The following is a 24150-nucleotide window of genomic DNA, read 5'->3' on the forward strand; positions in this document are numbered from 1 at the left end:
TTTTCAACGAGGAGAGACCGACCATGAACAACCCCCGCCACACCACCGCGCTCGTCGCCCTGTTCGCCGCCCTCATGGCGGTGTTCGGCCTCATCCCCAAGCTCGACCTGCCCCTGGGCGTGCCCATCACCCTGCAGACCCTGGGCGTGATGCTGGCCGGTGCCCTGCTGGGCCCGCGCCGCGCCTTGCTGGCCATGGGCCTGTTCCTGGGCGCGGTGGCCATTGGCCTGCCGCTGCTCTCGGGTGGCCGGGGTGGCCTGGGCGTGTTCTTCGCGCCCTCGGCCGGTTACCTGGTGAGCTGGCCGCTGGGCGCTTTTGTCACGGGCCTGGTGATGGCGCAACTGCCCACCGGCACGCCGCGCGCGGCCGCCCTGAGTGCCTTCGTGGCCGCCTGCGTGGGTGGCCTGCTGGTGGTGCACGCCGGTGGCGTGGTGGGCCTGGTGCTGCTGGCCAAGATGGGCTGGGCGCAGGCCATCACCGGCACCCTGGTGTTCGTGCCGGGCGACCTGATCAAGGCCGTGCTCACCGCCGCCGTGGTGCACACCGTGGCCCGTGGCCTGCCCGACTGGCAACTGGGCGGTCGCGCCGCGCGATGAGCGATTTGGCCGAGCGGGTGCACGCCCCGCTGGCCCGCTGGGCCCATGAGCGCGGCCAGGCCATCGCCATTGACGACGGCCATTCGCCGCTGAGCTTTGCCGCGCTGCACGCCGCCGTGCAGCAGGCCCAGGCCGCGCTGGCCGACGCGCCGCGCCACCTGCTGGTGGACGATCGCCAGCCCACCGCGGCTCAGTTGGTGCAGTTCCTGTCCATCGTGGCCTCGGACCGCTGCGCCGCCGTGAGCGACCCCGACTGGACACCCGCCGTGCGCCAGGCCGTGCAGGCCCTCATTGGCGGCCTGCGCGATGCGCCCGTGCCGCCATCGCCCACGCCGCCGTTCTACATTGGCTTCACCTCGGGCAGCACCGGCGTGCCCAAGGGCTTTCGGCGCGACCACCGTTCGTGGACCGAGAGCCTGCGCGTGTGCGTGGACACCTTTGGCCAGGCCGTGACCGGCACCGTGCTGGCGCCGGGGCGCGTGTCGCATTCGCTGTTTCTGTTTGGCATGGCCCTGGGCCTGTGGACGGGCGGTGGCGTGGTGGTGCAAGACCGCTTCTCGGCCCCGCGCTGCCTGCAGACCTTGCGCGAAGGCCGCGCCACCTGCCTGGTGGTGGTGCCCAGCCAGTTGCTGCTGATGCTGGAGTGGGCCGCGCACCGGCAGGCCGCGCCCATCGAGGCCACGCGGCTCATCCTCATCAGCGGCGCGCGCTGGATGCGCGAGCGCACGGCCGAGGTGCGCGCCCTGTTCCCCAATGCCCGCGTGGTGGAGTTTTATGGCGCGTCCGAGACCAGCTTCATCGCCTGGCAAGACGCCGCGCCCGACACCCCGCCCGAGGTGGTGGGCCGCCCCTTCGCCAACGTGCAGATCGACATTCGCCAGCGCACCGGGCCGCAAGAGCCTGGCCTCATCTTCGTGCGCAGCCCCATGCTGTTCATGGACTACGTGGGCGGGCAGGGCGACGCCACCGCCGCGCTGCGCGAGGGCGATTGGCTCTCGGTGCGCGACATGGGCCAGCTCGACGCCCAAGGCCGCCTGTGCCTGGCCGGGCGGCAGAACCGCATGATCGTGACCCAGGGCAAAAACCTGTTCCCTGACGAGGTGGAATCGGTGCTGCTGGCCCACCCGGCCGTGGCCCAGGCCTCGGTGTTGGGCCTGCCCGATGCGCTGCGCGGCCAGCAGCCGGTGGCCGTGCTGCAGTGGCGCGCGGGGCAAGCGCCCGTGCCCACCGCCGAGCTCGCCGCCTGGTGCCGCCAGCGCCTGGAGGCGCACAAGGTGCCGCGCCGCTTCTGGCACTGCGCCGACTGGCCGCTCACCCGCAGCGACAAGACCGACCACGGCCGCCTGCGCGAGTGGCTGCTGGCCCACCCCGAGACCCCACCATGCCTGAGCCCCTTGCCCTGATTCCTGCGTGGGCGCGTTGCGCGGTGGCCCCGCTGGGCGGCGCGCTGGGTCAGTGCGCGCCCCACGAATTGGCCGCGCCCGTGGTGCAGGGCCTGCTGCGGCGCGCCGGCCTGCCGGCGCAGGCGGTGGACGCGGTGGTGGCCGGCAACGCCATGGGCGCGGGCGGCAACCCGGCGCGGCTGGTGGCGTTGGCCGCTGGCCTGCCCGAGCGCGTGGCCACGTATTCGGTGGACACGCAGTGCTGCGCCGGCCTGGACGCGGTGGCCCTGGGCGTGGGGCTGATCGCCTCGGGCCAGGCCGAGCTGGTGGTGGCCGGCGGCGTGGAGGCCTGGAGCCGCGCGCCCATTCGCCAGCACCGCCCGCGCCACCCAGGCGATGCCCCGGTGCCCTTTGATCGCCCGGCCTTCGCGCCCGAGCCCTGGCGCGACCCCGACATGCTGTGGTCGGCCGCGCAGCACGCGCTGGTGCAAGGCGTCACGCGCGCCGCGCAAGACGCGTACGCGCTGCAAAGCCACGCCCGCGCCCTGCAGCACCAGGCGCAGTTGGCCGACGAGATCGTGCCGGTGGCCGGCGTGGCGCACGACCTCTACCCCCGCGCGCTGGACCCCAGCCGCATGGCCCGGCTGCCCGCCGTGGTGAAGCGCCGCGAACTGGGCCTGCCCCTGACCGAGGGCGAGCCCGACACCAGCCTCAGCGCGCTCACCATCTCGGCCAAGGCCGATGGGGCGGCCTTCGTGCTGCTGGCCAGCCCGGCCGCCTGCCAGCGCTGGGGCCTGCGCCCGCGCGCGGCCTGGGTGGGCCACGCCTCGCTGGGCGGTGACCCGGCCACGCCGCTGGTGATGGCGGCGCAGGCCGCCTTGGCGCTGCTGCGGCGCCAGGGCGTGTTGGCCGATGCCTTGCACACCATCGAGTTGCACGATGCCTTTGCCGTGCAGGGCCTGCAGTTCGCCCAGGCCCTGGGCCTTGACCCGCAGCGCCTGAACCGGCGCGGCGGCGGGCTGGCGCGCGGCCACCCGATTGGGGCCTCGGCCGCGGTGGCGCTGGTGCGCGCGCTGGCCGACCTGTGGCGCGATGGGGTGGCCGGCGACCTGGGCCTGTGCGCCGTGGCGGGCGCGGGTGGTCTGGGCTCGGCAGCGCTGCTGCGCCGCCTCTGAACCCCGCTTAGCCGATCACGCGGAAGAACTCGCCCAGCTCGCAGCGGGTGGTGCGGGCCTGGTTCACCGGGGCCTGCGGGTCGGGGTGGCCGATGGCCATGCCGCACACGATGAACTCGCGCGCGTCCAGCCCCAGTTGTTTGCGCACGATGGCCGGGTACGAGGCCAGCGCGCCAATGGCGCAAGTGCCCAGGCCCTGCGCCTGCGCGGCCAGCATCAGGCCATAGAGCGACATGCCCAGGTCCATGTAGCCGCCGGGGCCGAAGTCGCGGTCGATGGTGACCACCAGGGCCACGGGAGCGTCAAAGAAACAGAAGTTGCGGCCGAAGTGCGCGTCGCGCCCGGCGCGGTCTTCGCGCCCCACGCCGAGCGCGCCGTACAGCGCCTGCGCGGCGGCCACCTGGCGCTTGCGCAGCGTCATGGGCATGGGGCGGGGGAAGTAGCCGTAGTCCTCGGCCTCGGGCTCGCCGCGCTGCCAGGCCTCGGTGAGCGCCTCGCTCAGGCGCTGGCGTGCCTCGCCCTGTACCGCGATGAAGCGCCCCGGCTGCAGGTTGGCGCCGCTGGGGGCCTGGCGGGCCTGGCGCAGCAGGTGGTGCAGGGTGGCCTCGCTCACCGGCGTGGGCAGAAAGGCCCGCACCGATTGGCGGGCGAACACGGTCTGGTCAAGGGCGGTGGTGGGGGTGTCGGGCATGGGCGGGGCATTCTAGCCAGCGCCCGCTGCCCACTTGGCGCCGGCCAGACCCTGCCCCCGGCCGTCAGCGCATGGTCTTGCCGGCCATGCGCAGGATGTCGTCCAGCGGGTTGCCGTCGCCATTGGCGTCCAGCAGCGCCCCCAGGCCGCCCAGGCCCGGGCCATTGCTGGCGGGCGCGCCGCCGCCCAGCAGGCCGCCGAGCAGATCGCCCAGGCCGCCCCCGGCGCCGGCTGGGGCGCCCGTGGCCGCCGCGCCGCCGCCCTGGCGGCTGAGGTAGCCGCCCACCAGCATGGCCAGCAGCGGCAGCATCTGCTTGAGCAGCGAGGCGTCCAGCCCGGTTTGCTGCGCGGCCTGTTGCGCCACGGTGCGGCTCACGTCTTTGGAGCCGAAGATCTGGCCCAGCACCTCGTTGCCAGGGGCCGTGTCGGTGGGCTGGGGCGAGAGCACCTGCTCCAGCAGGCCGCCGAGGCCGCCCAGGCCACCCATGTCGCCCAGGCCCGCGCCCTGGCCTTGGGCCTGTTTCTGAAAACCGCCCACGATGGCGGGCAGCAGCGCCTCGGCGCCTCGCGCCACCTGGCTCTCGCTCACGCCAAGCTGGCGCGCCACGGATTGCAGGCCGCCCATCTGGGCCAGGATGTCGGTGAGTTGCATGTCGCGTCTCCTGTGTGGGGTGCCGCGCCGCTCAGTCGAGCAGCTCTTTGGGCACGTTGCCGCCATTGGCGGCGATGTGGGCCAGCACGTTCTTGTGCAGCCACATGTTCATCTTGGCCGAGTCGGTCATCAGCTCGTCGGGGCAGTACAGCTCGGTGGCGAGCTGCTTGCGCGCGGCCAGGCTGCTGTCCATGTCGAGCAGCTTGAGCAGGTCAACGATGGAGGTGCGCCAGTTGAGCTTTTGCGGGTTGGCCGCGGCGCGCTGTTCCAGTTGGGCCACCACGTCCACCATGGCGATGGGGTTGACCACCGGGGCCGCGCTGGGCGCGGGCGCGGCGGCGGGCGCTGTTGATGGCGCTTGTGCGCTTGGCGTGACGGGGTGGGCGGCGGCGCTGCCGAAGCCCAGTTTGTCCAGGATGGTGCCAAAGAAACCCATGGTGCATTCCTCCACTCAAGACCGGTGCCGCCTGCCGGACCCCCCTGGCCCAGGCTTGTGCAGACCGGTACCGGGGCATGGTATGCCCGTTGGGTGTCGTCAGGGTGGCACCGCCCGTCAACTGGCAGAATCGCGCCTCCCCGAAACGGCCCCGGCGCCTCATTGTTTTTCGTTTCATGACCCATTCCCCCGCCGGCACCCTCGGCATTGACTTCGGCACCTCCAACTCCGCCATGGCCTGGGCCGACGCCAGCGGCCAATCGCGCCTGCTGCCACTGGAAGGCGCGGCCACGGCCATGCCCACGGCGGTGTTCTTCAACGCGGAAGAGGGCAGCACCCATTTCGGGCGCGACGCGGTGGCGCAGTACCTGGCTGGCACCGAGGGGCGGCTGATGCGCTCGCTCAAGAGCCTGCTGGGCAGCTCGCTCATTCACGAGACTACCGAGGTGCACCACCGCCCGATGAGCTTTGCCGACATCGTGGCCCTGTTCCTTACCGAGCTGCGCCGGCGCGCCACGGCGCAACTGGGCCAGGCGCCCACGCGGGTGGTGATGGGCCGCCCGGTGCACTTTGTGGACGACCACCCCGAGCGCGACGCGCAGGCCCAGCAGTCGCTGCTGCAGGCGGCGCGCGCGGCGGGCTTTGCCGAGGTGTCGTTCCAGTTCGAGCCCATCGCGGCGGCGCTGGACCACGAGCAGCGCCTGAGTGCCGAGAGCCTGGTGCTGGTGGTGGACCTGGGCGGCGGCACGTCTGACTTTTCGGTGGTGCGCCTGGGGCCGCAGCGGCGCGGGCAGGCCGACCGCAGCGCCGATGTGCTGGCCACCACCGGCGTGCACATTGGCGGCACCGACTTTGACCACAAGCTCAGCCTGGAGCGGGTGATGCCGCTGCTGGGCTACCGCCACCATGGACCCGATGGCCGCGAGGTGCCCAGCCGCACGTTCATGGACTTGTCCACCTGGCACCTGATCCAGTGGCTGTACCAGCCGCGCGCGCTGGCGCAGGCGCAAGGGCTGCGGGTGAACTACAGCGACGTGCGCCTGCACGAGCGCCTGATGCGCGTGCTGCAGCAGCGCGAGGGCCACCGCATCGCGCACGAGGTGGAGCAGGCCAAGATCCGCTGCTCGCAACACAACGCACCCACCGAGGTGGACCTGGCCTGCGTCGAGGCTGCCCTGGCCGCCGGCCTGTCGCCCGATGACATGGCGCGCCACCTGCAGGCCTTGCTGGCGCGGGTGATTGATTGCGCGCGCGATTGCGTGCGCCGCGCCGGCGTGGCCGATGGCGCGCTGGACGCCATCTACCTCACCGGCGGCTCGTCCGCCTTGCGGCCCTGGCAGCTGGCCCTGGTGCACGAGTTCCCGGGGGTGGAGCTGATTGAGGGCGATTTGTTCGGCGGCGTGGCCGCTGGCCTGGTGCACAGCCGGGGCTGAGGCCGGGGCGTTTCGATCTGGTGTCTGCAGAGCGGCTTCGGGCATGGTGTGACCTTTGACGTCGCGAGCGCGCAGCAGCCAGCCCACTGCCCGCGTTGAGTCCGCGTGTGTGCGATGAACCAATTGGCGCAGGCGCCTGACGATGTCAACATCGCCAAGTCCTTGATTGGGGGTCGTCAGAGCTCAGGTGTCAGTGCATGCAGCCATGCCCAGGCCGTTGGGGGCAGGGTTTCGCTCAGCGCTCGCAGTGCTGCCTGGAAAGCCTCGGGGTCTCGCTGGGCATGATCGCGCACCGACCGGGCCAACGGGTCTTCCTCAGGCGCAGGCAGGGCGGTGAGGTCTTCTCGGTCGTTTGGCGCGACCCAGCTTAGCAAGCTGGCCCAGGCCACCACGGCTTGCCAGTGGCCCGTCTCCAGGCCTCGGCGCAGCGCGGTGGTGTGGCGATTGGGCGATCCCTTGAGCAACGACGCCCGCTGGCCGGCCGGCACCGCCTCCAGACAGGCACCCCACTGGTGAATGAAGGCCACGCTGCCCGGCAGGGGGTCGTCTGGGTTGGCGCCCGCGCCGGTCATGGCCCGGTAAAGCACTGGGGCATAAGGCCAGTCTTCCTGGACCGCGGTCAGAGCAGAGGCCCGATGCTCTTCGGGCAGTTGGCGCCACAACTCGATCCACGCCTGCATCGTGGCCGGGTGGTGTTGCCTGGCCAGTGCGAAAAGGCCGTGCTCACCGCCAGGGCCCAGGCCCTGCAAGAGGCGCGCCTGGTTGGCGGGCGCAAGGCTGGCGCACCATTCGCCCCACAGGGCAATCCAGCCCGTGGCGTGCGCCACCATGGCACGGTGCAATGCGCTGACGCCTTCGCTGTCCTGCGCCAGCAGCAGGAAAAAGCGATCGCCATCACTCACCCTTGGCAGCAAGGTTGCCCACTCGCGCAGCGCTGGCAGGCGCTCGTCGTTCGCGTATGCCGCCAGCATCGGCACATTCTCCGGTCCGGAGGAAGCCAGGATTTTTCGGATGATCCCGGGGCGATGGGCGCGAATGCTGTCCACCACGAAAGGCCACGGGGTCGACACGATGGGCAGCTGGCTCATGACCCAGGGCTCCATGACGTAGTAGCCGATTTCGTCGTCGATCTTCAGCACTTCCAGCATCAGGTCCACCGGCAGGGTGGCCACCAGGCCCAGCCACCATTGCATGGCTTGGGGACACCAATGCTCAGCCGACAAGAGCAGGTGATCGCCGAGCCTGTTCGCGCCCCTGAGCAATTGCACCTTGAGCGTTGCGTCCGGCGTCTCTTGCCAGCACGCTTGCCAATGCGCTTGGCCGGCGCCAGCTCGGCTGTACAAGACGAACTGCAGCACCGAGCGGTCCAGGTCGGGCCTCTCGAGCAACAGCTGCGGGTGGTGCAAGGCGTCGACGTCGGGGTCGTTGAAGAAGCGCTCGATCGCCGTGTCCAGCAGACCAGGTTCTTGAGCTTCCAGGGCAAAGTGCATTTGCACGCGGCTGTTGGTGCACCAGTTTGTCTCCAGCGGCGCCAGAGCAGTGTGTTTTACCCAGTCGCCACTCTCATCGGCCCGGATCTCAAAGAGCGCGATGTGGGCTTCAGGGTCGAGATCGGTGAAGTAGTCGGCCTGAACTTCGTCTCGTCGCTCTGGCGGGTCGTCGCTGGTGCACAGGAAGCTCAGGAAATCGTGAGCCTCGCCGTCGCGTCCCCAATCTTGCGGCCCGGATGTGCGCGCAATGACGTGCACTTGGGTCTTGTTGGGGTCGTAAACCTGGGCCACCAGTTCTCTTGAGCCGTCGTTCTTGGTCTTGGCGCGCAGCCGAAGGGCCAGTGAATGGGTGAGGGTGGAGACCTTGTAGACCGCACGGGGTTGACCTGGCTGGCTGAGCAGCACCTCAGAGGCTTGCCGAAGAAAGTCACCGAAGCGGCACGAGGGAAGAAGGTGCCAGGCGCGGCAGTACAGGGGAAGTTCTTGCAGCAGCTGAAGCAGTTTCCGGGGGTCTTCTTCGCGCGGGTCGTCGCTCGCAAAAAAAGCCTCGGGGTGAAACTGGGGGTTCTTCAGCAAACGTTGGCAATACAGCAACGCCAGGTGCCTGCAGGCGATCACTTGCTCAGCAAGAGGTACTTCGTCAGCGCGCGTGAACGCAAAAGCGCAGTTGAGGTTATCGGATGCCTGTGCCTGGTGCAGGCTGAGGTAGGGGCGCTGTTTGTCTCGTGTTCGCCGTGGCGAAGGGGAGGGAGACACTGCGACTTGGTGGACGAGGTCTTGTGCAAGCATGTGGGACTGAGGCGGTATCGATCACTGGGTGGGTGACGGCTGAGTGGGCCCCGTCCCCGCCTATGGTGTCTGCGCCCGACCCTTCAACGGTGGCTTGTGTCCAGCCCCAGCCAATGGCCCGCCAGATCGCGGTGTCCCATCAGCAAGTAACCATCTCCCTCAGCGCGCCAGGCGCAGGCCATGCGCAGCCCCTCATATTCCACATGGGTGGCGCGCGTGATGTTCCAGTGCTCGCCGTCGAGCAGTCCGTAGGCGATGCGGAAGTCGCTTCGGCGCTCGGCCGGGCGCAGGTGCATGGCGCAGCGTCCTGCCACCAGGAAGAGCTCGGGCGCGTGCGCAGGCCCACGCCCCATGGCCAGGGTGGGGCCGATCGACTCGGGCACGCGCTCCCATACCTCCAGGTAGGGGCCGTGAATCCCCGTTTCCACGACGCGGTCGTGGCTCTCGAACACCATGTGACCTTCGTCGGGCGCTGGCCCAGGGGGTTCCAGGTCGATGCGGCGGTGCCAAGTGCACACCTCGGGCAGTTTGGGGTCGGGCCGGGCCACGGTGGTGAGGCCGCCAAAGCCTTGCGCCAGGCGGCGGTTACCGTCGGCGGGCACGCGCAGGTCGCCGTGCCAGTGCGTGGTCTGCAGCCAGTGCACCCAGCTGGTGGTGTCGGTGCGCTCGGGCGTGCTCAGCAGGGCGCGGCGCCAGACACCGAGGTAGCGGGGCGGCAGGCCCAGGGGCATGGGGCTCATCATCCGCTGAAGGCCTGTACCCAGGCGCTCACCCGGCCATTCCCCGTCTGGCTGGCCAGCATCTCGGTCAGCACCTGGTCGGTGCGTAGCACCTGACCAAAAATGCCGCCCTCCACGCCAATCATGGCCAGGGCCGGGGCCTGCAGCTCGGGTTGGCTGGCGGCGGTGGCGTCGCCCACGGTGACGCAGGCGTAGCCCCGGTCCACCGCCTCGCGCAGCGTGGAGTGCACGCACACCTCGGTGGTCACGCCGGCCACGATCAGGCGCTCAATGCCGTGGCTGTTCAACACGTGTTCCAGCCGGGTGTGGTGAAAGGCGCCGTAGCCGGGTTTGTCGATCACCACCTCGCCCTTGATGGGGGCCACTTCGTCCACGAAATCGTGCCCGTGCTCGCCGCGCACCAGCAGCCGGCCCAGCGGGCCGGGGCTGCCGATGGGCGCGCCCGCCGCGTGGCTGCGCGCCAGCTTGGTGGGTGGGCAATCGCTCAGGTCGGGCCGGTGGCCTTCGCGGGTGTGCACCACCAGCCAGCCGGCCTGTCGGGCGGCGTCGAGCAGGCGGCGGGCCTGGCGCAACACCGGGGCCATGCGCGAGATGTCCAGCCCCGCGCGGTGGGCGTAGCCGCCCGGGGCGCAGAAGTCGCGCTGCAGGTCGATCAGGATGAGGGCGGTGTTCATGCGGCCTCCGTTCCAGCAGAACCCCGCGCAAAACCGGTGGCGATGGCCTCGGCCATGCGGCGTGTCACCTCGTCGGCCAGCAGGCGGCCCTTGTGGGCGTCAGATCCCTTGGCCGAGGACAGCACGCCCGAGGGCGGCACCCACTCGGGGCGGATGGGGTAGATCTCGTAGGGCGGGAAGTCGGCCGGGCCGTCGTCGGGCAGCAGGTCCATGCGCACCAGCGCGGGGTGGTAGTGCAGCATCATCGAGGTCTCCAGCACCGCCGCGTGCTCCAGCGCGAAGCCGGGGAAGCCCTCGGGGAACACGTGGCCCAGGGTGTCAGGAGTCATGAAGTCCCAGTACTCCAGGCGCATCACCTGCAGCGCGCACGCCGGGTTGGCGGCGCGGGCATCGCGCAGGCCCAGGTCAATGCCCTCGATCAGGAACCACTGGTTCTCGTAGTGGCCGTTCACCAGCGCCAGCTTGTCCACGCCGTGGCGGGCGAACTCGCGCACCGCGTCGCGCACCTGGCCGATCAGGGTGGCCGCGTCCACGCTGGTGGTGCCGCAGAAGTGCTGGCCACCGCCGCACTTGGGCTGCGATTTGTAGCCATAGCTCAACGTGGGCGCCACCAGGCCGCCCACGCGCGCAGCGGCATCACCGGCCACGGCGCTGGCCAGCAGGCCGTCGGTGCCCAGGGGCAGGTGCGGGCCGTGCTGCTCCAGCGCGCCCACGGGCAGCAGCACCGGGGGCTGGCGCTCCTGCAGCAGGGCCTGGTACTGCACCCAGGAAAGCTGGTTCATCCAAACGGTGGCGGGAGCGGTCATGCGGAACTCGTGGTCGGAGAAGGGGAAACGGGTCGGGTGTCGAAGGCCTCGGCCAGGGCAGCCAATGCAATCAGCGTGCCACCGGCCCATTCGCGGGCCGAGAGGCTGTCGGAGCCCAGCCACACGGCGCTGAGCACGGCCACCACCAGCTCGGCCAGCAAGATCACGCCGGCGCGGCTGCTCTCAATGTGCGTCACACCGAACTGCCAGGTGGCCGTGGCCAGCAGCAGCCACACGCCGCCATACGCCAATACCGCCAGCACCGCCAGCCACCCCAGGCCGGGCAGCGCGGGCAGGCCATGGCCCAGGCCGGTGTGCAGGGCCAGCGAGATCAGCCCGCAGCCCACGAACACGGCAAAGGTCTTGCTCAGCATGGGCACTTGCTGCGCGGCGCGGGCGATCACGTTGTTGGCCGCGAAGCACAGGCCCGCGCTCAGGGCCAACAGGTCGCTGGCGCTGAATTGCAGCGTGTGCAGGTCTTGGCCCAGGAACAGCCACAGGCCCAGCAGCGCCGCGCCCACGGCGGCCCATCGCAGCGGCGGGATGTGCTCTTTCAAGAACAGCCAGCCGCCCAGCACCGCCCACACCGGCGAGAGGTAGAAGAGGAACATCACCCGCACCACCTCGCCCTGCATCAGCGCGTGCACGAACGAGGTGTTGGCCCAGCCGCCCACCAGCACCAGGGCCAGCAGCAGGCCCCACTGCGCGCGCCAGGCCCGGCGCTGGCGCCAGATCAGGGGCAGGGCCAGCAGGCCCACCAGCCCGTAGGCCAGCAGCGTCACCAGCGGCCCGCCCAGGCCCTGTGCGGCAAACCACTTCAGTGGCAGCCACGACAGGCCCCACAGCGAGGCCGAGAACAGCAGCACGCCTGCGGCCAGGCGCGGGGCGGGGGCGGACATGGCGAGCAGGCTCATGGCATCACCGATCCACCGTTGGGGCCCAGCACCTGCCCGCAATAAAAGCGCGAAAGGTCGCTGGCCAGGAAGAGTGCGGTGGCGGCGATTTCTTCCGGCTCGCCCAGGCGGTGCTGTGGAATGGCCAGCTCTTTTTCCACCCACTCGGCGCTCATGTGCGCCAGCGACACCATGGCGGTGTTCACCGGCCCGGGGGCGATGGCGTTCACGCGAATGGCGGGGGCGAACTCGCGCGCCAGCGAGCGGGTGAGCCCGATCGCCCCGGCCTTGGCAGCGCAGTAAGGCGCGTAGCGCTCGCGGCCCAGGATGCCAAGGTCGGACGCGATGTTCACGATGGCCCCGCTGCCCTGCGCCACCATGCCCGGCAGCACGGCGCGGCAGACGCGGAACACCGAGCCCAGGTCGGTGTGGATGAGGCGGTCCCAGTCGGCGTCGGTGGTCTCCAGAAAGGGCTTCTCTTGAATGACGCCAGCGTTGTTCACCAGCACGTCCAGGCCACCCAGGGCGGCGTGGGCCTGCGCCACCAGGGCCTGCACCGAGGCGGTGTCGCTCACGTCGGCCTCAATGGCCACGGCCTGCGCGCCCAGGGCCTGCAGCTCTTGCACCAGGGCGGCGGCCTCGGCGGGCTGGCGCCAGTGGTTCACCACCACGCTGGCGCCGGCCTGCGCGAACAGGCGCGCGGTGGCGCGGCCGATGCCGGTGGCCGCGCCGGTGACCAGGGCGCGGCGCCCGGCCAATGACAAGGTGGGCGCGCTCATGCCATCACCTCGCCGTGGCTCACCACCAGCGCCTGTCCGGTGATGGGGCGGGCCGCGCCGCTGGCCAGGAACAGAAAGGTGGCGGCCAGCTCGTCGGCGCTGAGCCACTCGGGCACGGCCTGGCGGGCCAGCAGTTCGCGCTCCACCTCGGCCTCTGGCCGGCCTTGCGCTTGTGCCATGGCGCTGAGCGAGCGCAGCGCGGCCTCGGTCTTTACCCAGCCGGGGCAGACCGCGTTCACGCGAATGCCGCGCGTGCCCAGCTCCAGCGCCAGCGAGCGGGTGAGGCCGATCACCGCGTGCTTGCTGGCCGCGTAGGCCGAGAAGCCGCTCACGCCCACGCGGCCCCAGATGGACGATTGGTTGATGACGCTGGCGCCCGGCCCCATCAGGGGCAGCAAGGCGCGCGTGAGGCGCAGCACGGTGCTCACGTTGTTGTCCAGCAGCGCGCCCCAGCGGGCGTCGGCCTCGTCGCTGGTGTCGTCCAGCGGCGTGGGGTATTCCTGCCCGGCGTTGTTCACCAGCACGTCCACGCCGCGCCAGGTGCGTTCCACCTCAAGGGCCAGCGCCCGCACCTCGGCGGGTTGGCCCAGGTCGCAGGCGCTGTGGGGCACACCGCCCAGGCGCTGGGCCAGTTCGGCCAGCGCGGGGCCGGCGCGGTCCACCAGCCACAGGCGTGCGCCCTGGCCGGCGAAGGCCTGGGCCAGGGCCTGGCCAATGCCGCCGGCCGCGCCGGTGATGAGCACGCGGCGTTGTTGCAAGGAAAAGTCCATGGCGCTGCCACTCAGACCGCGGTGAGGAAGGACACGCCCACGGCGCCAATGAAGCGGTCGGCCCGCCCCGGCGTGCCGGGTGGCAGCACCTCGCCATAGTCTTGTGCCAGCACGCGGGTGACGCGGTGGCGGTGGTAGGCGCTCAGCAGCTCGCCCACCGTGACCACTTGCGCGTAGCCCTCGGGGTACAGCTCGCGGTGCAGGGCCGGCAGGCGGTACCAGGGGGCCACCGGGCGCTCGTGGTGCGCGTTGTGAAAACCGAAGTTCAGCCACAGCAGGTTGAGCCACTTGGCGTCCACGCCGACCACGTCGGTGTAGGTGTTGGCCTGTTCGTAGGCGCGGTCGCGCACCTTGTCTTGCGGAATGGGCGCGTTGTCCAGAATGGGGTAGGCGTCGTAGGTGTGCTGGAAGCAGTCGGCAAAGCGCAGCAGGTGCACGAACACGAGGTAGGCCACCAGGTACAGCGCCACCGCCTTGGGCGACCACCACAGCAGTAGGGCCCACGCGCTCAGGCGCACAGCGCCCACGGCCAGCACGCGGGCGCGGGCGTCTTTTTTGCGTTCGTCGATGAAGGGCAGGGCGATCACCACGCCGCGCATCACGAATTCCACCGCCGGAATGTGCAGCCATTCCAGCGCCAGCACCACGCGGCGCACCAGCGGCCGGGCGCGCAGAAAGCCTTGCAGGTCAAAGGTGATGACGTCGGCGCGCTCGACGTGGTGGCGCATGTGCTTGCGCCGCAGGTCGGCAAAGCGGGCGAAGGCCGAGCCGTTGATCCAGCTCATCAGCGTGCCCCAGCGCTCGTTGGTCTGCGCCGACTGAAAGATCGCGTAGTGCGCGAACTCGTGAATGAAATACGCCGACCAGGTGAGCGTGAGCACGACCAGCGCGAAGCCCATGGCGTTGAGCCACCACGCCGCCTGCCCCAGCAGCCACACGCCCAGCGGCCAGCCCGCCAGCGTTACGCCCAGCGCGGCCACGTTGCACCACGCCCCTTCGTTGTCACGGAAAACCTTGGTCATGAGACCCACACCTTTTTGCTAAGGCGCGCCACGGCCCGCGGGCCGGCGGCGCGCGGAACACATCACTTGGCCAGGGCCTTCACGAACGCGTCGTGGAAGGTGGCCTCGGTGGGCGGAATGGTGGTGATCTGGCCCTTGGCCTTGAGCAATTGCCCGATCACCTCGCCACTGCCGTAGTACGAGGTGGTTTCCTTGCTCTTGGCAAAGGCCTTGGGCATCTCGGCCAGCGGGATGTTGTAGACGCCCTTGAGCTGTTCCTTCACCTCGGCGGCCGACACGCCCATGAGCTTGCCGATGATCTTGGCCGACTCGTCGGGCTTGGCCTTCATGTAGGCCAGGCCGTCGAGGTAGGTCTTGACGATGCCCTCAATCTCCTTGGGCTTGGCCTGGATGACCTTCTGGTCAAACACCAGCACGTCGGCGATGAGGCCGGGCGCGTCTTTGGACGAGAACACCACCTTGAACTTCTTGCCCCCGCCCTGGCCCAGGATCTGCGACAGGCTGGGCTCGTAGGTCACGCCAATGGGCAGTTGGCCCGAGGCCATGGCCGCCGGCACCGACTCGGGCGTCATGTTCACCGGGGTGATGTCCTTCTCGCTCAGGTTCACCGTCTTGAGGGCGTAAGACAGCAGGAAATCCGATGGCGACAGAGGGTTGTACCCAATCTTTTTGCCCTTGAAATCGGCCACCTTGGTGATGCTCTGGTCGGCCACGATGGCGTCGCCACCGTTGGAGTAGTCAATGGGCATCACCACCTTCATGGCGCGCCCGGCGGCCACCTGGCCCACCACCTGGTCGTAGGTGAGCATGCCGCCGTCCACCGCGCCCGAGGCGATGGCCGCGGGGATGAGGGCCGGGTCGTTGAACACCTGCAGCGACACCTTCAGGCCGTGCTTTTTGTACAGGTTCAGCGCGTCGGCCACGTAGAAGGGGCCATAGCCCACCCACACCACGGTGGCCAGCTTCATGGACGCGGGGGCTTGCGCCATGGCGCCAGCGGTGGCCAGCGACAGGGCCAGGCCCAGTGCAGGCTTGAGAAAGCGCTCGCGGCGCGAGAGGGTGGGCAGTGAGGGCTTGGCGGTGTTCATCGAAGACTCCAGGAATTGAAGGACGTGCGCAGGAAGACCGATCGGCGATCGTTCTCCCGGGCTTTTGTCCCTCCGTGGAGCCTGCGATAAGGCCGGCCCGCTCTCGGACCAGACACCGCGCTGGGCGCGCGGCCGGAACCCTAGCGGTCCTGTTGCTGAGGTAGCGGGTGGGCGGTCCCCGTTCGCTCTTCTTGCACCATCACCTCAGCAGGTTGCGTGCCAACTGGCCTGGCCTTCAGGGCAGTGGGTACAGGGGTGGGGAGAGAGCCAAATCGGTGCTCGGTCGCGGTCATCGGCGCCTCGCGGAGAGGCATGTTGCGCCAGTTTGGTGCATGGCGAGCCCCTCCTGCCACTGGCCCCTTGTTCAATCGACGGCGATCTTGCGCGTTTCGGTCGGCGGTTTCTGCGGCAAAGTCAACTCCAGCACGCCGTTCTCGAAACGGGCGCTGGCCTTGGCCTCGTCCACTGCCTTGTCCAGCCACAGGCTGCGGCTGGCATAGCCCACCTGGCGCTCACTGCGGATCACCTTCCCCTGAACCTGGTCTTGCGATTCCCTTTTCACGGTGGCGCTGAGCGTGAGGCGGTTGTTGTCGATCTGGATGTCAATGTCTTCCTTGCGCACCCCGGGCAGATCGGCCTTGACCCGGTAGGCACCTGCGGTCTCGCTGAGGTCGATCTTGATGCTGGGCGAGATTTCGCCCTGTCGCTCCAGCCAGGGGCGCAGAAAACCGCGAAACGCATCGTCAAAGGACTCCAGTGGCAGCAACTCGTTCTGTTGGGATTGGCTCATGGTTTTCTCCTCGTGACCGGGTCAGCCCGCACTCGCGGGCGGACTGACCATGGGCTGCTCAGGCTTTGGATTTCGCCAGTGTTTGCAGGCGCGCCTCCAGGCTGCTGACGTCAAGTCCGGTGAAGTCGGCATCGTGAGACAGACGAACCCGCGGCGCCACGGCATCCGACAAGGCGCTACGCAGGCTTCCGAGAAAAGGACTGGAGGCAATCACCCATAGCCCGCTGTAGGCGCCATCGGCCAAACCGTCGTCCAGGCGCTCGGCCAGTTGGTGAGCAAAACGCTCGTGAAGCTTGTGCTTGAGCGACGTGCGGGGCTCCAACAGCGCGCCTGACGAGCTGTTGTCACTGCGATCGTGGCCTGGGCGGTCACGGCCCACCTCGTGGGCTTGTTGACGTCCCTCTGGAAAATCAATCGTCTCCAGCGCCACCAGGGGATCGCCCGAGCCGGCGCGGGAAAACAGGCGGGCCATGGAACCGTTGGCCACCAGAATCCATTCGTCTTGCATTGCATGCTCCTTGCTGGTGGGTCCAGACGCCCACCCAGCCCAGATCAAGACACGCGCCGTGCCCACTTGCATTGAGTAGGCTCAGTCCTTTGGCGAGACAGGCCTTTGCCATGCCCGCATAGCGACCCATGCGGATTGCGCAGCAGGCCATGGCGGGTGCACACTGGCGGCACTCAATCCAGGAGGCCACCATGTACCGCATCCTCATTGCCGTGGACGGCTCACCTCACACCGATCGCACCATAGAGGCCGTGGCCGATCTGGCCCGCACCCAGGCGAAGTTCGAAGTGGACCTGGTGCATGTGCTCGCCCCCATGTTGCTTGGCGACATGGCGCCCACGCTGGTGCAGCAGGTAAACGACAACCTGCGCACAGAACAGACCGTCTTGCTGGAAACCATGGCCGCATTAGCCCGCTCGCACGGCCTCACTGTGCGCCATACCCATGCCACGGTGGGCAATCCGGCGGTGGAGATCGCCAACATCGCCCGCGACAGTGGCGCTCATCAGATCGCCATGGGCACCCACGGACGTGGCGCCCTGGGCAGCCTGTTCATGGGCTCGGTGGCTCAGGCCGTGGTGCACCACGCTGGCGTGCCGGTTTTGCTGGTGAAGTGAATCACGCCGGGGCTCGACCTGCCAGTCGATCCGCCGCTTGATGAAACACCTCGATCACGAAATCGGCCACTACCCGTACGCGCTGCACCTCGATCGAATCGTTGTGCAGCACCAGATAGATGCGTTGTGCCAGCAGCCCTTCAGGGCCTTGCACGCGATGCAGACCTGGGGTGGCGTCGCCCAGGAAGCAAGGCAGATAGGCCTGCCCGAGCCCCGCTCGCACCGCCGCCACCTGTGCCTGTAAGCTGTTGAACCGCCACGTGGGTGAATGGCCCCGCGGGTGATTCAACGCGGCTTGCGCGATCGGTGTGTTCTCGCAATCGTGTGTCCAACCCAGCAAACCCGGCTGCATGGGCTCGATGCCCGAGGCGCCATAGACGGCGTGAGCCATCAGTCCGATGGCGCGCCCTTTGAAGTTGCCCGAGCTGGGCAGCGACAGCCGCACCGCCAGGTCCACCTCGCGGTCGCGCAATGGCGTGGTCTGTGCCCCTGCCTTCAGCTCCAGCGCCAGGTTGGGCTGCGCCTTGAGCAGGCGCGGCAGCGCGGGCAGCACGATGTGGGTGGCCAGGTTCTCTCTGGTGGCCAGTCGCACCACGCCCTTTGCGCCGAGCTGCGACAGCGGCAACAAGCGGGCTAGCGATGAAAACGCGTCGTCAATGGCCTCACATCGTGCCAGCAGGGCCCGTCCATCCCGAGTGAGCAAGTAGCCGGTGTGGGTGCGGGTGAACAAGGTGGTGCCGCAGTCGCGCTCCAGCGCCGCGATGCGCCGAGACAGGGTGGCTGGGCTGGTGCGCAATGCCTGTGCGGCCAGCGTCAGAGAACCGGCCCGCGCGGTGGCGATGAAGTGCTTGATGTTGTCCCAGTTCATGCGTTGCTCCCGTTGAGGGTTCTTCCTTCAACCACCCCTGGCCCAGGGTAGGGCGAAGGCCCCTTTTTTCATTCGTGAAAAGGCGCTTTTCGGTGCCTGTTCTACCCGCGCTCTGACCCCGCCGATAGCATCCCAACGCATTGAAAGTGGACAGGGAGAGAGCAGTGGAAACAGCGCTCAAGGCGCTTGTTGGCGTGGCCGCGCGGCCAGATGCCAGCGGGCAGGACGAGGCAAGACTGTCCGGTGGCGAGGCACCACTTGGCTGTGTGCCATCAGGAGGTTGGAAGTGAGCGGGCGCGTGGTCATCGCCGGGGCCGGTCCTACTGGGCTGGTTCTGGCGCTTTTGTTGCGCCACCGGCGTTTTGAGGTGCAGGTGTTTGAGGCCTCGGCTGAGGTGGACGAGCGTCCCCGGGCGGTGATGCTGCATGCCCGAGGTCTGGAGATACTGCATTCGCTCGATCTGAGCGACGACCTGTTGCGCAAGGGGTGGTGGCAGAGCGCCATTGCTTTTGACCGATCTGACGGGTTGCGGCTGGAGATGCGCTTTGCTGACCTGCCTTCGCGCTTTCCCGGTGTGCTCAATGTGCGCCAACCCGACATCGAGCGGACCCTGTTGACGGCGTTGCGAGAGGCGGGCGGTGTCGTGGTGCGCGGCGCAGTGCTCAGGCATTGTCGGCAGCTCGGCTCAGGGGTGCTGGTCGAGGTATCCCGCCCTGGCCGCTGCGACGTCTTGGAGGCCGACTGGGTGTTTGGTTGTGACGGTGCCCGTTCCACGGTTCGGGCGGCCCTGGGATCGGCCTTCGACGGTCACACCCTTGACCACCCCTACCTACTGGGCGAGGGCATGCCTTTTTCCCGTCCTTTGGCGGGCGACGTGAGCGCCATGCTCATCTCCGACCATGGTGTGATGTCGTGGTTGCCCTTTCCCGATGGTTCCGTGCGGGTGGCTGGTCCTGGGCGAGCCAGGCCGGTGGACCAGAGCGCCGAGCTGTCGATGCCCGATTTCCTGTGTGAGCAGGAGCGCCTGGTCGCAGACCCCGCGCTGCGCATTGTCGACGTACACCGGTGCGCGCACTACCGTGTCCATTCTCGGATCGCCAGCGTCTGGGGACGAGGGCGCGTCTGGATCGCAGGTGATGCTGCCCATGTGCACCCGCCTGCCGGTGGTCAGGCCCTCAACCTGGGGCTCGCAGATGCTCAGGCCCTTGCGATGCGGATAGCTGGCAAGGGCGGTCCCAGCTGGTCCAGCTACCAGTCCGAGCGTGCTGCCGTGGCCGAGGCCACTCTGGCGCAAGTGGCTGTTGGTCCTTTGATCGATGCCATTCGTGCCGCCCGAACCGATGCCGATCTTGAGCGCCTTCAGGCCACGCTGGACCTGATGGCCATTCGCTTCAGTCACCTGGCCACTGACTTTGCCGCCGCTGGGGCCGATCGCCTGGGCAGTGCCGATCCGCGTGTGCGCCACGCCGTCAGCGTGGGGCGTCGCCTGTATGGCACCAGGCCGCTGCTGCCTGTGGAGGGCTGCCCGGGATGGTGGCAACACCCGAACCTGCCTGACCGCATCGTGCAGGTCACGCCAGACCAGCACGTGCGCGCTATCGAAACCGCGGCTGTATCCGTGGGGGCGTTGTCTTGATACCCGACCTCTCCATCCTGGGCCTGGCCACAGCCTTGCCTGCATATCGACTCAGCCTGGACGAAGTGCTGGCCAAGCACCCGAACGAGGCCGATCGGCTGCGCCAGGCTGGCTACACATCGGTGGCCATCGAACACCAGCGCACCGCCGGCGAGTTGGCGCTTCTGGCCGCTCAAGGTGTGCGCCGTTGGGCCGATGAGCGCGTGCGCTGGGTGATGCATGCCTCCATCCACGACCAGGGCATGGGCGTGTTCTGGAACCCGGCCACCGCGCTGCAGGCCGAGCTGGGGCTCCCTGGCGCCTTGCCATTGGCGCTGCGGCAGGGCTGCGATGGACTTCTGGTGGCGTTTGATCTGGCCGTGCGCCAGTTGCAAGCGAACCCAGGGCAGCGGGCCCTGCTCGTGGGCAGCGACCGCTTCGCCGGCACGGGTTTCTGCCGCGTCACGTCCGACTACGGCATCGGCTACGGCGATGGCGCGGCCGCGGTGGTGCTGGGCCAGGGGCCAGGGCTGGCCCGGGTGGTGGCCGTGCACACCGTCACCGATCCCGGGCTGGCCAGCTTGCACCACAACCCCGGCCCTGATGCGTTCGATGTGCGCGCCGCCAAGCGCCAGTTCCTGGCTGAGCACGGCCAGCACCGCCTGCGCAACGCGACGAGGGCCGCGCTCATGGCACTGAAGCAGCAGATGGTGGGCCACTTGCGCCCCCAGGCCCTGCGCCACGTGCTCGTGCCTCACCTGGGGCGCGATCTGCTTCGCGACAACTACTTCTCGGTGTTTGAAGGCGCCGAGCCGCTGTGCCCGGTGGATCTGGGCCTGTCTCTCGGCCACCTGGGCACCACGGACCAACTGGTGGCCTTGCACCACCTGATGGCGAGCGGTGCGGCGAAGCCGGGCGAGCAGGTCTTGCTCATTGGCGCGGGCGCGGGCTTCTCCTGGACTGCTGCTTTGCTTGAGTTGCAGGCACTCCCATCACCCGGCTGACCACATCTTTTTTACCCAGGCCATTGCGCCATTCAAGGACCACACCCATGCCAGACCATTCCGCCACTGTCCCTCTGCCGCGCCAGTCAAGGCCGTGGTACCAGCCGTTCATGGCGCTGCTCATCGTGGCGCTGGCGCCCATCGGGCAAATGGCCATCGACATCTTCGTGCCCTCGCTGCCGCTCATGGCCGCCGAGTTCGCCACCGACCGCCAGGTGGTGCAGTTGAGCGTCACGCTCTACCTCACGGCGTTTGCTTTGGGGCAACTGGTCTATGGCCCCTTGTCGGACAGCTGGGGGCGGCGCAACACCTTGATCGTGGGCCTGCTGGTGTTCCTGCTTGGCTCCGTCGTGTGCATCCTGGCGCCATCGATCGGCTGGTTCATCGCCGGGCGCGTGGTGCAGGGCGCCGGCATCACCGCCGCCTCGGTGCTCATGCGGGCCATCGCCACCGACTGTTTCCAGGGCCCGCGTCTCACCCAGGTGCTGACCTACATGGTCATTGGCTGGGGCATGGGGCCCATCGTCGCGCCGGTGATCGGTGCTTTTTTCCAGATGAGCCTGGGCTGGCGCTATTCGCTGGCCTTTCTGCTGGTGTATGGCACGGTGCTGCTGGCCATGGTGGCGCTGGTCATGAAAGAGAGCCATGCCAAGCCCGTGCCGTTCAGCCTCAGCCGGCTGGTGCAGGGCATCGGCACCATCTACGGCAACCGCCGCTTTGTCCTGATCTTTCTCGCCATGGGCTGTTGTTATGGCGCGCTGCTGGCGTTCAACCTGGTGGGCCCCTTCATCGTGCAAACCGTCATGGGCCATGGCCCCGCCGTGTTTGGCGCGGCGGCCCTGGCCATGGGCGCCATGTACTTCGGCGGTGTGTTCTCCAACCGCCTGATGCCGGCGTCGGTGTCGGTGCGCACGCGGTTTCGCGTGGCGTCCCAGGCGGCCTTGTGGGCGGCACTGGCGCAGGTGCTGCTGGCCTGGGCATTCGACGGGCAGCTCTGGGCCCTGGTGCTGCCATTCGCTTTCGTGGTGCTCTTCGGCGGCGTGATGTACCCCAACCTCATGGCCCAGGGCATGTCGGCCTTCCCGCAGATGGCGGGGCTGGCCAGTTCCTTGCTGGGCTTTTCCCTGATGGTGATCGCCGCCGCCATCATGGGGCTGTCTTCGCTGCTGCAGGTGCAGTCGCTGCTGCCGTTCGCGTTGATGACCCTGATGCTCATGGGCGCGGTCTTCTGGCTGGTGCGGCGGGTGGTCAATTGACGGCCGCGGCATTGGCTGCGGGCGATGGCGCCACCACGGCCCTGGCGCCGCATAGCCCGCTGGGGGCCCCCTTGCCACTGCGCCAGGCCCGCGCGGGCGGTCTGGCGGTGACGGCCCTGGGCCTGGGCTGCATGGGCATGTCCGAGTTCTATGGGCCCAGCACCGAGGCACAGGCACGTGAGGTCATGGAGGCGGCCCTGGCGTCGGGTGTGCGTTTTCTCGACACCGCCGATGTGTACGGCAACGGCCACAACGAGCGCCTGCTGGGGGCCTGCCTGCGCGAGCATCCCCGGCGCAGCGACCTGACGGTGGCCACCAAGGGGGGCATTGTTCGAGACCCCCAAGACGCCTCTCGGCGCGGCGTGGACAACTCGCCCGGCTACCTGAAGGACGCCGCCAGGCGATCACGAGACCGGCTGGGCACGCCCATCGACCTGTACTACCTGCACCGCATCGCCGACGGCGGGCGGCGCATCGAGGACAGCATGCGCGCCATGGCCGATTTGCTGGCCGACGGCGTCATCGGTGCCGTTGGCCTTAGCGAGGCCGATGTGCCCACGATCTGCCGTGCCGACGTGGCCCTGCGCCAGCTCACCGGCGGGCGGCACGGCGTGGCCGCGGTGCAGAACGAGTTCTCGCTGTTGACCCGCACCGTGGAAACCCAGGGGGTGTTGCGCGCATGCGAGCGCCTGGGCATCTTGCTGGTGGCGTACAGCCCGATTTGCCGCGGCTTGCTGGCAGACCCAGGCCTAGACCCCGAGGCGCTGGCGCCAGATGACTTTCGCCGTGGCCTGCCGCGCTTTCAAGGCGACGCCCTGCAGCACAACCGACGCCTGGCCTCGCGCTTGCACGAACTGGCTTGCCAGTTGCAGGCCACGCCAGCGCAGTTGGCGCTGGCCTGGGTGCTGTCGCGGGGTCCCCATGTCGTGCCCATCGTTGGCATGCGCCAGGTGCGGCGCGTGCGCGAAAACGTGGCCGCCTGTGCCCTTGAGCTGCCGTTGCGGGTGCTGGGCGAGCTTGAGGATGCCTTTGCCCCAGGCACTGCGGCGGGCGGGCGTTACGCCGCTTCGGCCATGGCGGTCTATGGCTTGAGCGAATGAGCAAGGCGCGGCGCGGGGGCGGCACGCCGCTGGCCTGAAGCGCCATCTGGCCGGGGCGTGTGGGCCAGTCCTAACCGCGCGCCAGACAACACCAGGAGGAATCATGCAAACCTATATCGTGGTCGCCGACGCATTCACCCGATTCGCCGACAAGCCCACGCTTTGGCGCTACAGCGACATGCTCTCGGCGCTTCGCCAGGCCCACGCCAGTGACCTACGCGGCAAGCGCTTTGTGGCTGGCCAGGGCGTGGACGACCTGCAGATGGACCACCTCTACTGCCTAGCCTTGAGCAAGGGGCTGGACGCCGAGTTCAAGCACTGGCGGCAGTGGCGCAGCCGCCCGATGGTAGACATGGCCGCGTGCCACAAACACCGCGCCGAGAACGTGCTCATCACCGAGCCTCTTCGCTCAGAGACCGACACCTTCGTGTCCGACCTGGTGCTGCACGCCAGGAACGAACTGATGCAAGACCACCTCACCGGTGAGCACATCCAGGGCATGGTGCTGGCCGAAGCCTGCCGGCAGATGTTCCTGGCCGTCACCGAACTGCACTGCCTGCGCGATTTCTCGCCCGGCAAACGCTATTTCGTGATCAATGAGATGGCCATTCGGTACCTGGCCTTTGCCTTTCCCCTGCCTGCACAGGTGCGGTATCGGCAGCTGACTCAGGTACAAGGCCATGTCGACCGGCGTGCCATTGAGGCCGACATCGAGGTGTTGCAGTGTGATCAGGTGGCAGCATCCATGCGTGTGTCCTTTGTGGTGTTCGACGCCGGCCCGCTCGCCCTTCGCGAGGCCCAACTGGCGCGGATGGCGATAGAGAAGTGTCTGTCCCAGCTGGAGCAACCGGCCGATCTGCCCGCGTCGGAAGCTGACCTTGTGATTGCAGGTCCTTCATTTGCCGCGCGTCAGCCGGCTTGAGCGCGTCGGCCTGCGCCCAGGCGCCAACCCAAGCCCACCCAACTTCAGCAGACC

The 24150-nt window shown here is 68.7% G+C and carries 25 protein-coding genes and 1 riboswitch; of the genes, 10 read left to right on the forward strand and 15 right to left on the reverse strand.

Annotation, left to right across the window (positions count from 1 at the left end; all coding sequences use genetic code 11):
* Nucleotides 1–23: 23 nt before the first annotated feature.
* From ACE3RQ_RS12385 to ACE3RQ_RS12395, 3 genes are read left to right on the forward strand one after another with little or no spacing between them, the layout of a single operon-like run.
* The gene (locus ACE3RQ_RS12385; protein WP_374522320.1) at nt 24–596 is read left to right on the forward strand and encodes a biotin transporter BioY; all 573 of its coding nucleotides are present in this window, start codon (nt 24–26) and stop codon (nt 594–596) included.
* Entirely contained in the window at nt 593–1999 is a 1407-nt protein-coding gene (locus ACE3RQ_RS12390) for an AMP-binding protein (protein WP_374522321.1), read from the forward strand. Before ACE3RQ_RS12385 ends, ACE3RQ_RS12390 begins: the two co-directional genes overlap by 4 nt.
* A complete protein-coding gene (locus tag ACE3RQ_RS12395) occupies nt 1978–3153 on the forward strand; it encodes an acetyl-CoA C-acyltransferase (protein WP_374522322.1) in 1176 nt (391 codons plus the stop codon). Before ACE3RQ_RS12390 ends, ACE3RQ_RS12395 begins: the two co-directional genes overlap by 22 nt.
* 7 nt (nt 3154–3160) lie before the next feature.
* On the opposite strand, the gene ACE3RQ_RS12400 is transcribed toward ACE3RQ_RS12395, so the two are convergent.
* The 3 genes from ACE3RQ_RS12400 to ACE3RQ_RS12410 all read right to left on the reverse strand — a co-directional run bounded on the left by ACE3RQ_RS12400 (nt 3161) and on the right by ACE3RQ_RS12410 (nt 4932).
* Entirely contained in the window at nt 3161–3844 is a 684-nt protein-coding gene (locus tag ACE3RQ_RS12400) for a nitroreductase (protein WP_374522323.1), read from the reverse strand.
* 64 nt (nt 3845–3908) lie between these two features.
* Nucleotides 3909–4496: a DUF937 domain-containing protein gene (locus tag ACE3RQ_RS12405; RefSeq protein ID WP_374522324.1), complete on the reverse strand. Its 588-nt coding sequence runs from the start codon at nt 4494–4496 to the stop codon at nt 3909–3911.
* A 31-nt stretch (nt 4497–4527) separates the two neighbouring features.
* The gene (locus tag ACE3RQ_RS12410) at nt 4528–4932 is read right to left on the reverse strand and encodes a DUF3597 domain-containing protein (RefSeq protein ID WP_374522325.1); all 405 of its coding nucleotides are present in this window, start codon (nt 4930–4932) and stop codon (nt 4528–4530) included.
* Between the two features lie 176 nt (nt 4933–5108).
* Between ACE3RQ_RS12410 and ACE3RQ_RS12415 the strand changes: the two genes are divergently transcribed.
* Nucleotides 5109–6365, forward strand: coding sequence for an Hsp70 family protein (locus ACE3RQ_RS12415; RefSeq protein ID WP_374522326.1), 1257 nt, complete (start codon nt 5109–5111; stop codon nt 6363–6365).
* 176 nt (nt 6366–6541) lie between these two features.
* Here the strand turns inward: ACE3RQ_RS12415 and ACE3RQ_RS12420 are convergent, their stop codons facing one another.
* The 11 genes from ACE3RQ_RS12420 to ACE3RQ_RS12470 form a co-directional block, all read right to left on the reverse strand.
* Complete coding sequence (locus ACE3RQ_RS12420; protein ID WP_374522327.1) at nt 6542–8644, reverse strand: ShET2/EspL2 family type III secretion system effector toxin; 2103 nt, start codon at nt 8642–8644, stop codon at nt 6542–6544.
* 83 nt (nt 8645–8727) lie between these two features.
* Nucleotides 8728–9384, reverse strand: coding sequence for a hypothetical protein (locus ACE3RQ_RS12425; protein ID WP_374522328.1), 657 nt, complete (start codon nt 9382–9384; stop codon nt 8728–8730).
* Nucleotides 9384–10058: a cysteine hydrolase family protein gene (locus ACE3RQ_RS12430; protein ID WP_374522329.1), complete on the reverse strand. Its 675-nt coding sequence runs from the start codon at nt 10056–10058 to the stop codon at nt 9384–9386. Before ACE3RQ_RS12430 ends, ACE3RQ_RS12425 begins: the two co-directional genes overlap by 1 nt.
* The gene (locus tag ACE3RQ_RS12435) at nt 10055–10864 is read right to left on the reverse strand and encodes a creatininase (protein WP_374522330.1); all 810 of its coding nucleotides are present in this window, start codon (nt 10862–10864) and stop codon (nt 10055–10057) included. The genes ACE3RQ_RS12430 and ACE3RQ_RS12435 overlap by 4 nt, the downstream gene beginning before the upstream one ends.
* Nucleotides 10861–11763: a DMT family transporter gene (locus ACE3RQ_RS12440; protein WP_374522331.1), complete on the reverse strand. Its 903-nt coding sequence runs from the start codon at nt 11761–11763 to the stop codon at nt 10861–10863. The genes ACE3RQ_RS12435 and ACE3RQ_RS12440 overlap by 4 nt, the downstream gene beginning before the upstream one ends.
* 11 nt (nt 11764–11774) lie before the next feature.
* On the reverse strand, nt 11775–12536 hold the full coding sequence (locus ACE3RQ_RS12445; protein ID WP_374522332.1) for an SDR family NAD(P)-dependent oxidoreductase: 762 nt from the start codon (nt 12534–12536) through the stop codon (nt 11775–11777).
* A complete protein-coding gene (locus ACE3RQ_RS12450; RefSeq protein WP_374522333.1) occupies nt 12533–13306 on the reverse strand; it encodes an SDR family NAD(P)-dependent oxidoreductase in 774 nt (257 codons plus the stop codon). The genes ACE3RQ_RS12445 and ACE3RQ_RS12450 overlap by 4 nt, the downstream gene beginning before the upstream one ends.
* Nucleotides 13307–13317: 11 nt before the next feature.
* Nucleotides 13318–14328: a fatty acid desaturase gene (locus tag ACE3RQ_RS12455; RefSeq protein ID WP_374522334.1), complete on the reverse strand. Its 1011-nt coding sequence runs from the start codon at nt 14326–14328 to the stop codon at nt 13318–13320.
* 62 nt (nt 14329–14390) lie between these two features.
* The gene (locus tag ACE3RQ_RS12460) at nt 14391–15416 is read right to left on the reverse strand and encodes an ABC transporter substrate-binding protein (protein WP_374522335.1); all 1026 of its coding nucleotides are present in this window, start codon (nt 15414–15416) and stop codon (nt 14391–14393) included.
* A 51-nt stretch (nt 15417–15467) separates the two neighbouring features.
* Nucleotides 15468–15571, reverse strand: a riboswitch (guanidine-I (ykkC/yxkD leader).
* Nucleotides 15572–15780: 209 nt separating this feature from the next.
* On the reverse strand, nt 15781–16206 hold the full coding sequence (locus ACE3RQ_RS12465; protein WP_374522336.1) for an Hsp20/alpha crystallin family protein: 426 nt from the start codon (nt 16204–16206) through the stop codon (nt 15781–15783).
* Nucleotides 16207–16264: 58 nt separating this feature from the next.
* Nucleotides 16265–16714: a host attachment protein gene (locus ACE3RQ_RS12470; RefSeq protein WP_374522337.1), complete on the reverse strand. Its 450-nt coding sequence runs from the start codon at nt 16712–16714 to the stop codon at nt 16265–16267.
* Nucleotides 16715–16905: 191 nt separating this feature from the next.
* On the opposite strand from ACE3RQ_RS12470, the gene ACE3RQ_RS12475 reads away from it, so the two are divergent.
* Nucleotides 16906–17331 carry a universal stress protein gene (locus ACE3RQ_RS12475; protein ID WP_374522338.1) on the forward strand — a complete coding sequence of 142 codons (426 nt, stop codon included), beginning with the start codon at nt 16906–16908 and terminating at the stop codon, nt 17329–17331.
* A 1-nt stretch (nt 17332) separates the two neighbouring features.
* Here the strand turns inward: ACE3RQ_RS12475 and ACE3RQ_RS12480 are convergent, their stop codons facing one another.
* Nucleotides 17333–18199 carry a LysR family transcriptional regulator gene (locus ACE3RQ_RS12480; protein WP_374522339.1) on the reverse strand — a complete coding sequence of 289 codons (867 nt, stop codon included), beginning with the start codon at nt 18197–18199 and terminating at the stop codon, nt 17333–17335.
* Between the two features lie 286 nt (nt 18200–18485).
* On the opposite strand from ACE3RQ_RS12480, the gene ACE3RQ_RS12485 reads away from it, so the two are divergent.
* The 5 genes from ACE3RQ_RS12485 to ACE3RQ_RS12505 all read left to right on the forward strand — a co-directional run bounded on the left by ACE3RQ_RS12485 (nt 18486) and on the right by ACE3RQ_RS12505 (nt 24096).
* Nucleotides 18486–19835 (forward strand): FAD-dependent oxidoreductase, encoded by a 1350-nt coding sequence (locus ACE3RQ_RS12485; protein WP_374522340.1) that lies wholly within the window; start codon nt 18486–18488, stop codon nt 19833–19835.
* Complete coding sequence (locus ACE3RQ_RS12490; protein WP_374522342.1) at nt 19832–20818, forward strand: ketoacyl-ACP synthase III family protein; 987 nt, start codon at nt 19832–19834, stop codon at nt 20816–20818. The genes ACE3RQ_RS12485 and ACE3RQ_RS12490 overlap by 4 nt, the downstream gene beginning before the upstream one ends.
* Nucleotides 20819–20865: 47 nt before the next feature.
* Entirely contained in the window at nt 20866–22074 is a 1209-nt protein-coding gene (locus tag ACE3RQ_RS12495; RefSeq protein ID WP_374522343.1) for a multidrug effflux MFS transporter, read from the forward strand.
* A gap of 71 nt (nt 22075–22145) precedes the next feature.
* Nucleotides 22146–23174, forward strand: coding sequence for an aldo/keto reductase (locus ACE3RQ_RS12500; RefSeq protein WP_374522344.1), 1029 nt, complete (start codon nt 22146–22148; stop codon nt 23172–23174).
* Nucleotides 23175–23277: 103 nt separating this feature from the next.
* Nucleotides 23278–24096, forward strand: a complete 819-nt coding sequence (locus ACE3RQ_RS12505; RefSeq protein WP_374522345.1) for an AfsA-related hotdog domain-containing protein — start codon at nt 23278–23280, stop codon at nt 24094–24096.
* Nucleotides 24097–24150 lie beyond the last annotated feature (54 nt).

Source organism: Hydrogenophaga sp. (assembly GCF_041913525.1).
Taxonomy (GTDB): Bacteria; Pseudomonadota; Gammaproteobacteria; order Burkholderiales; family Burkholderiaceae_C; genus Hydrogenophaga.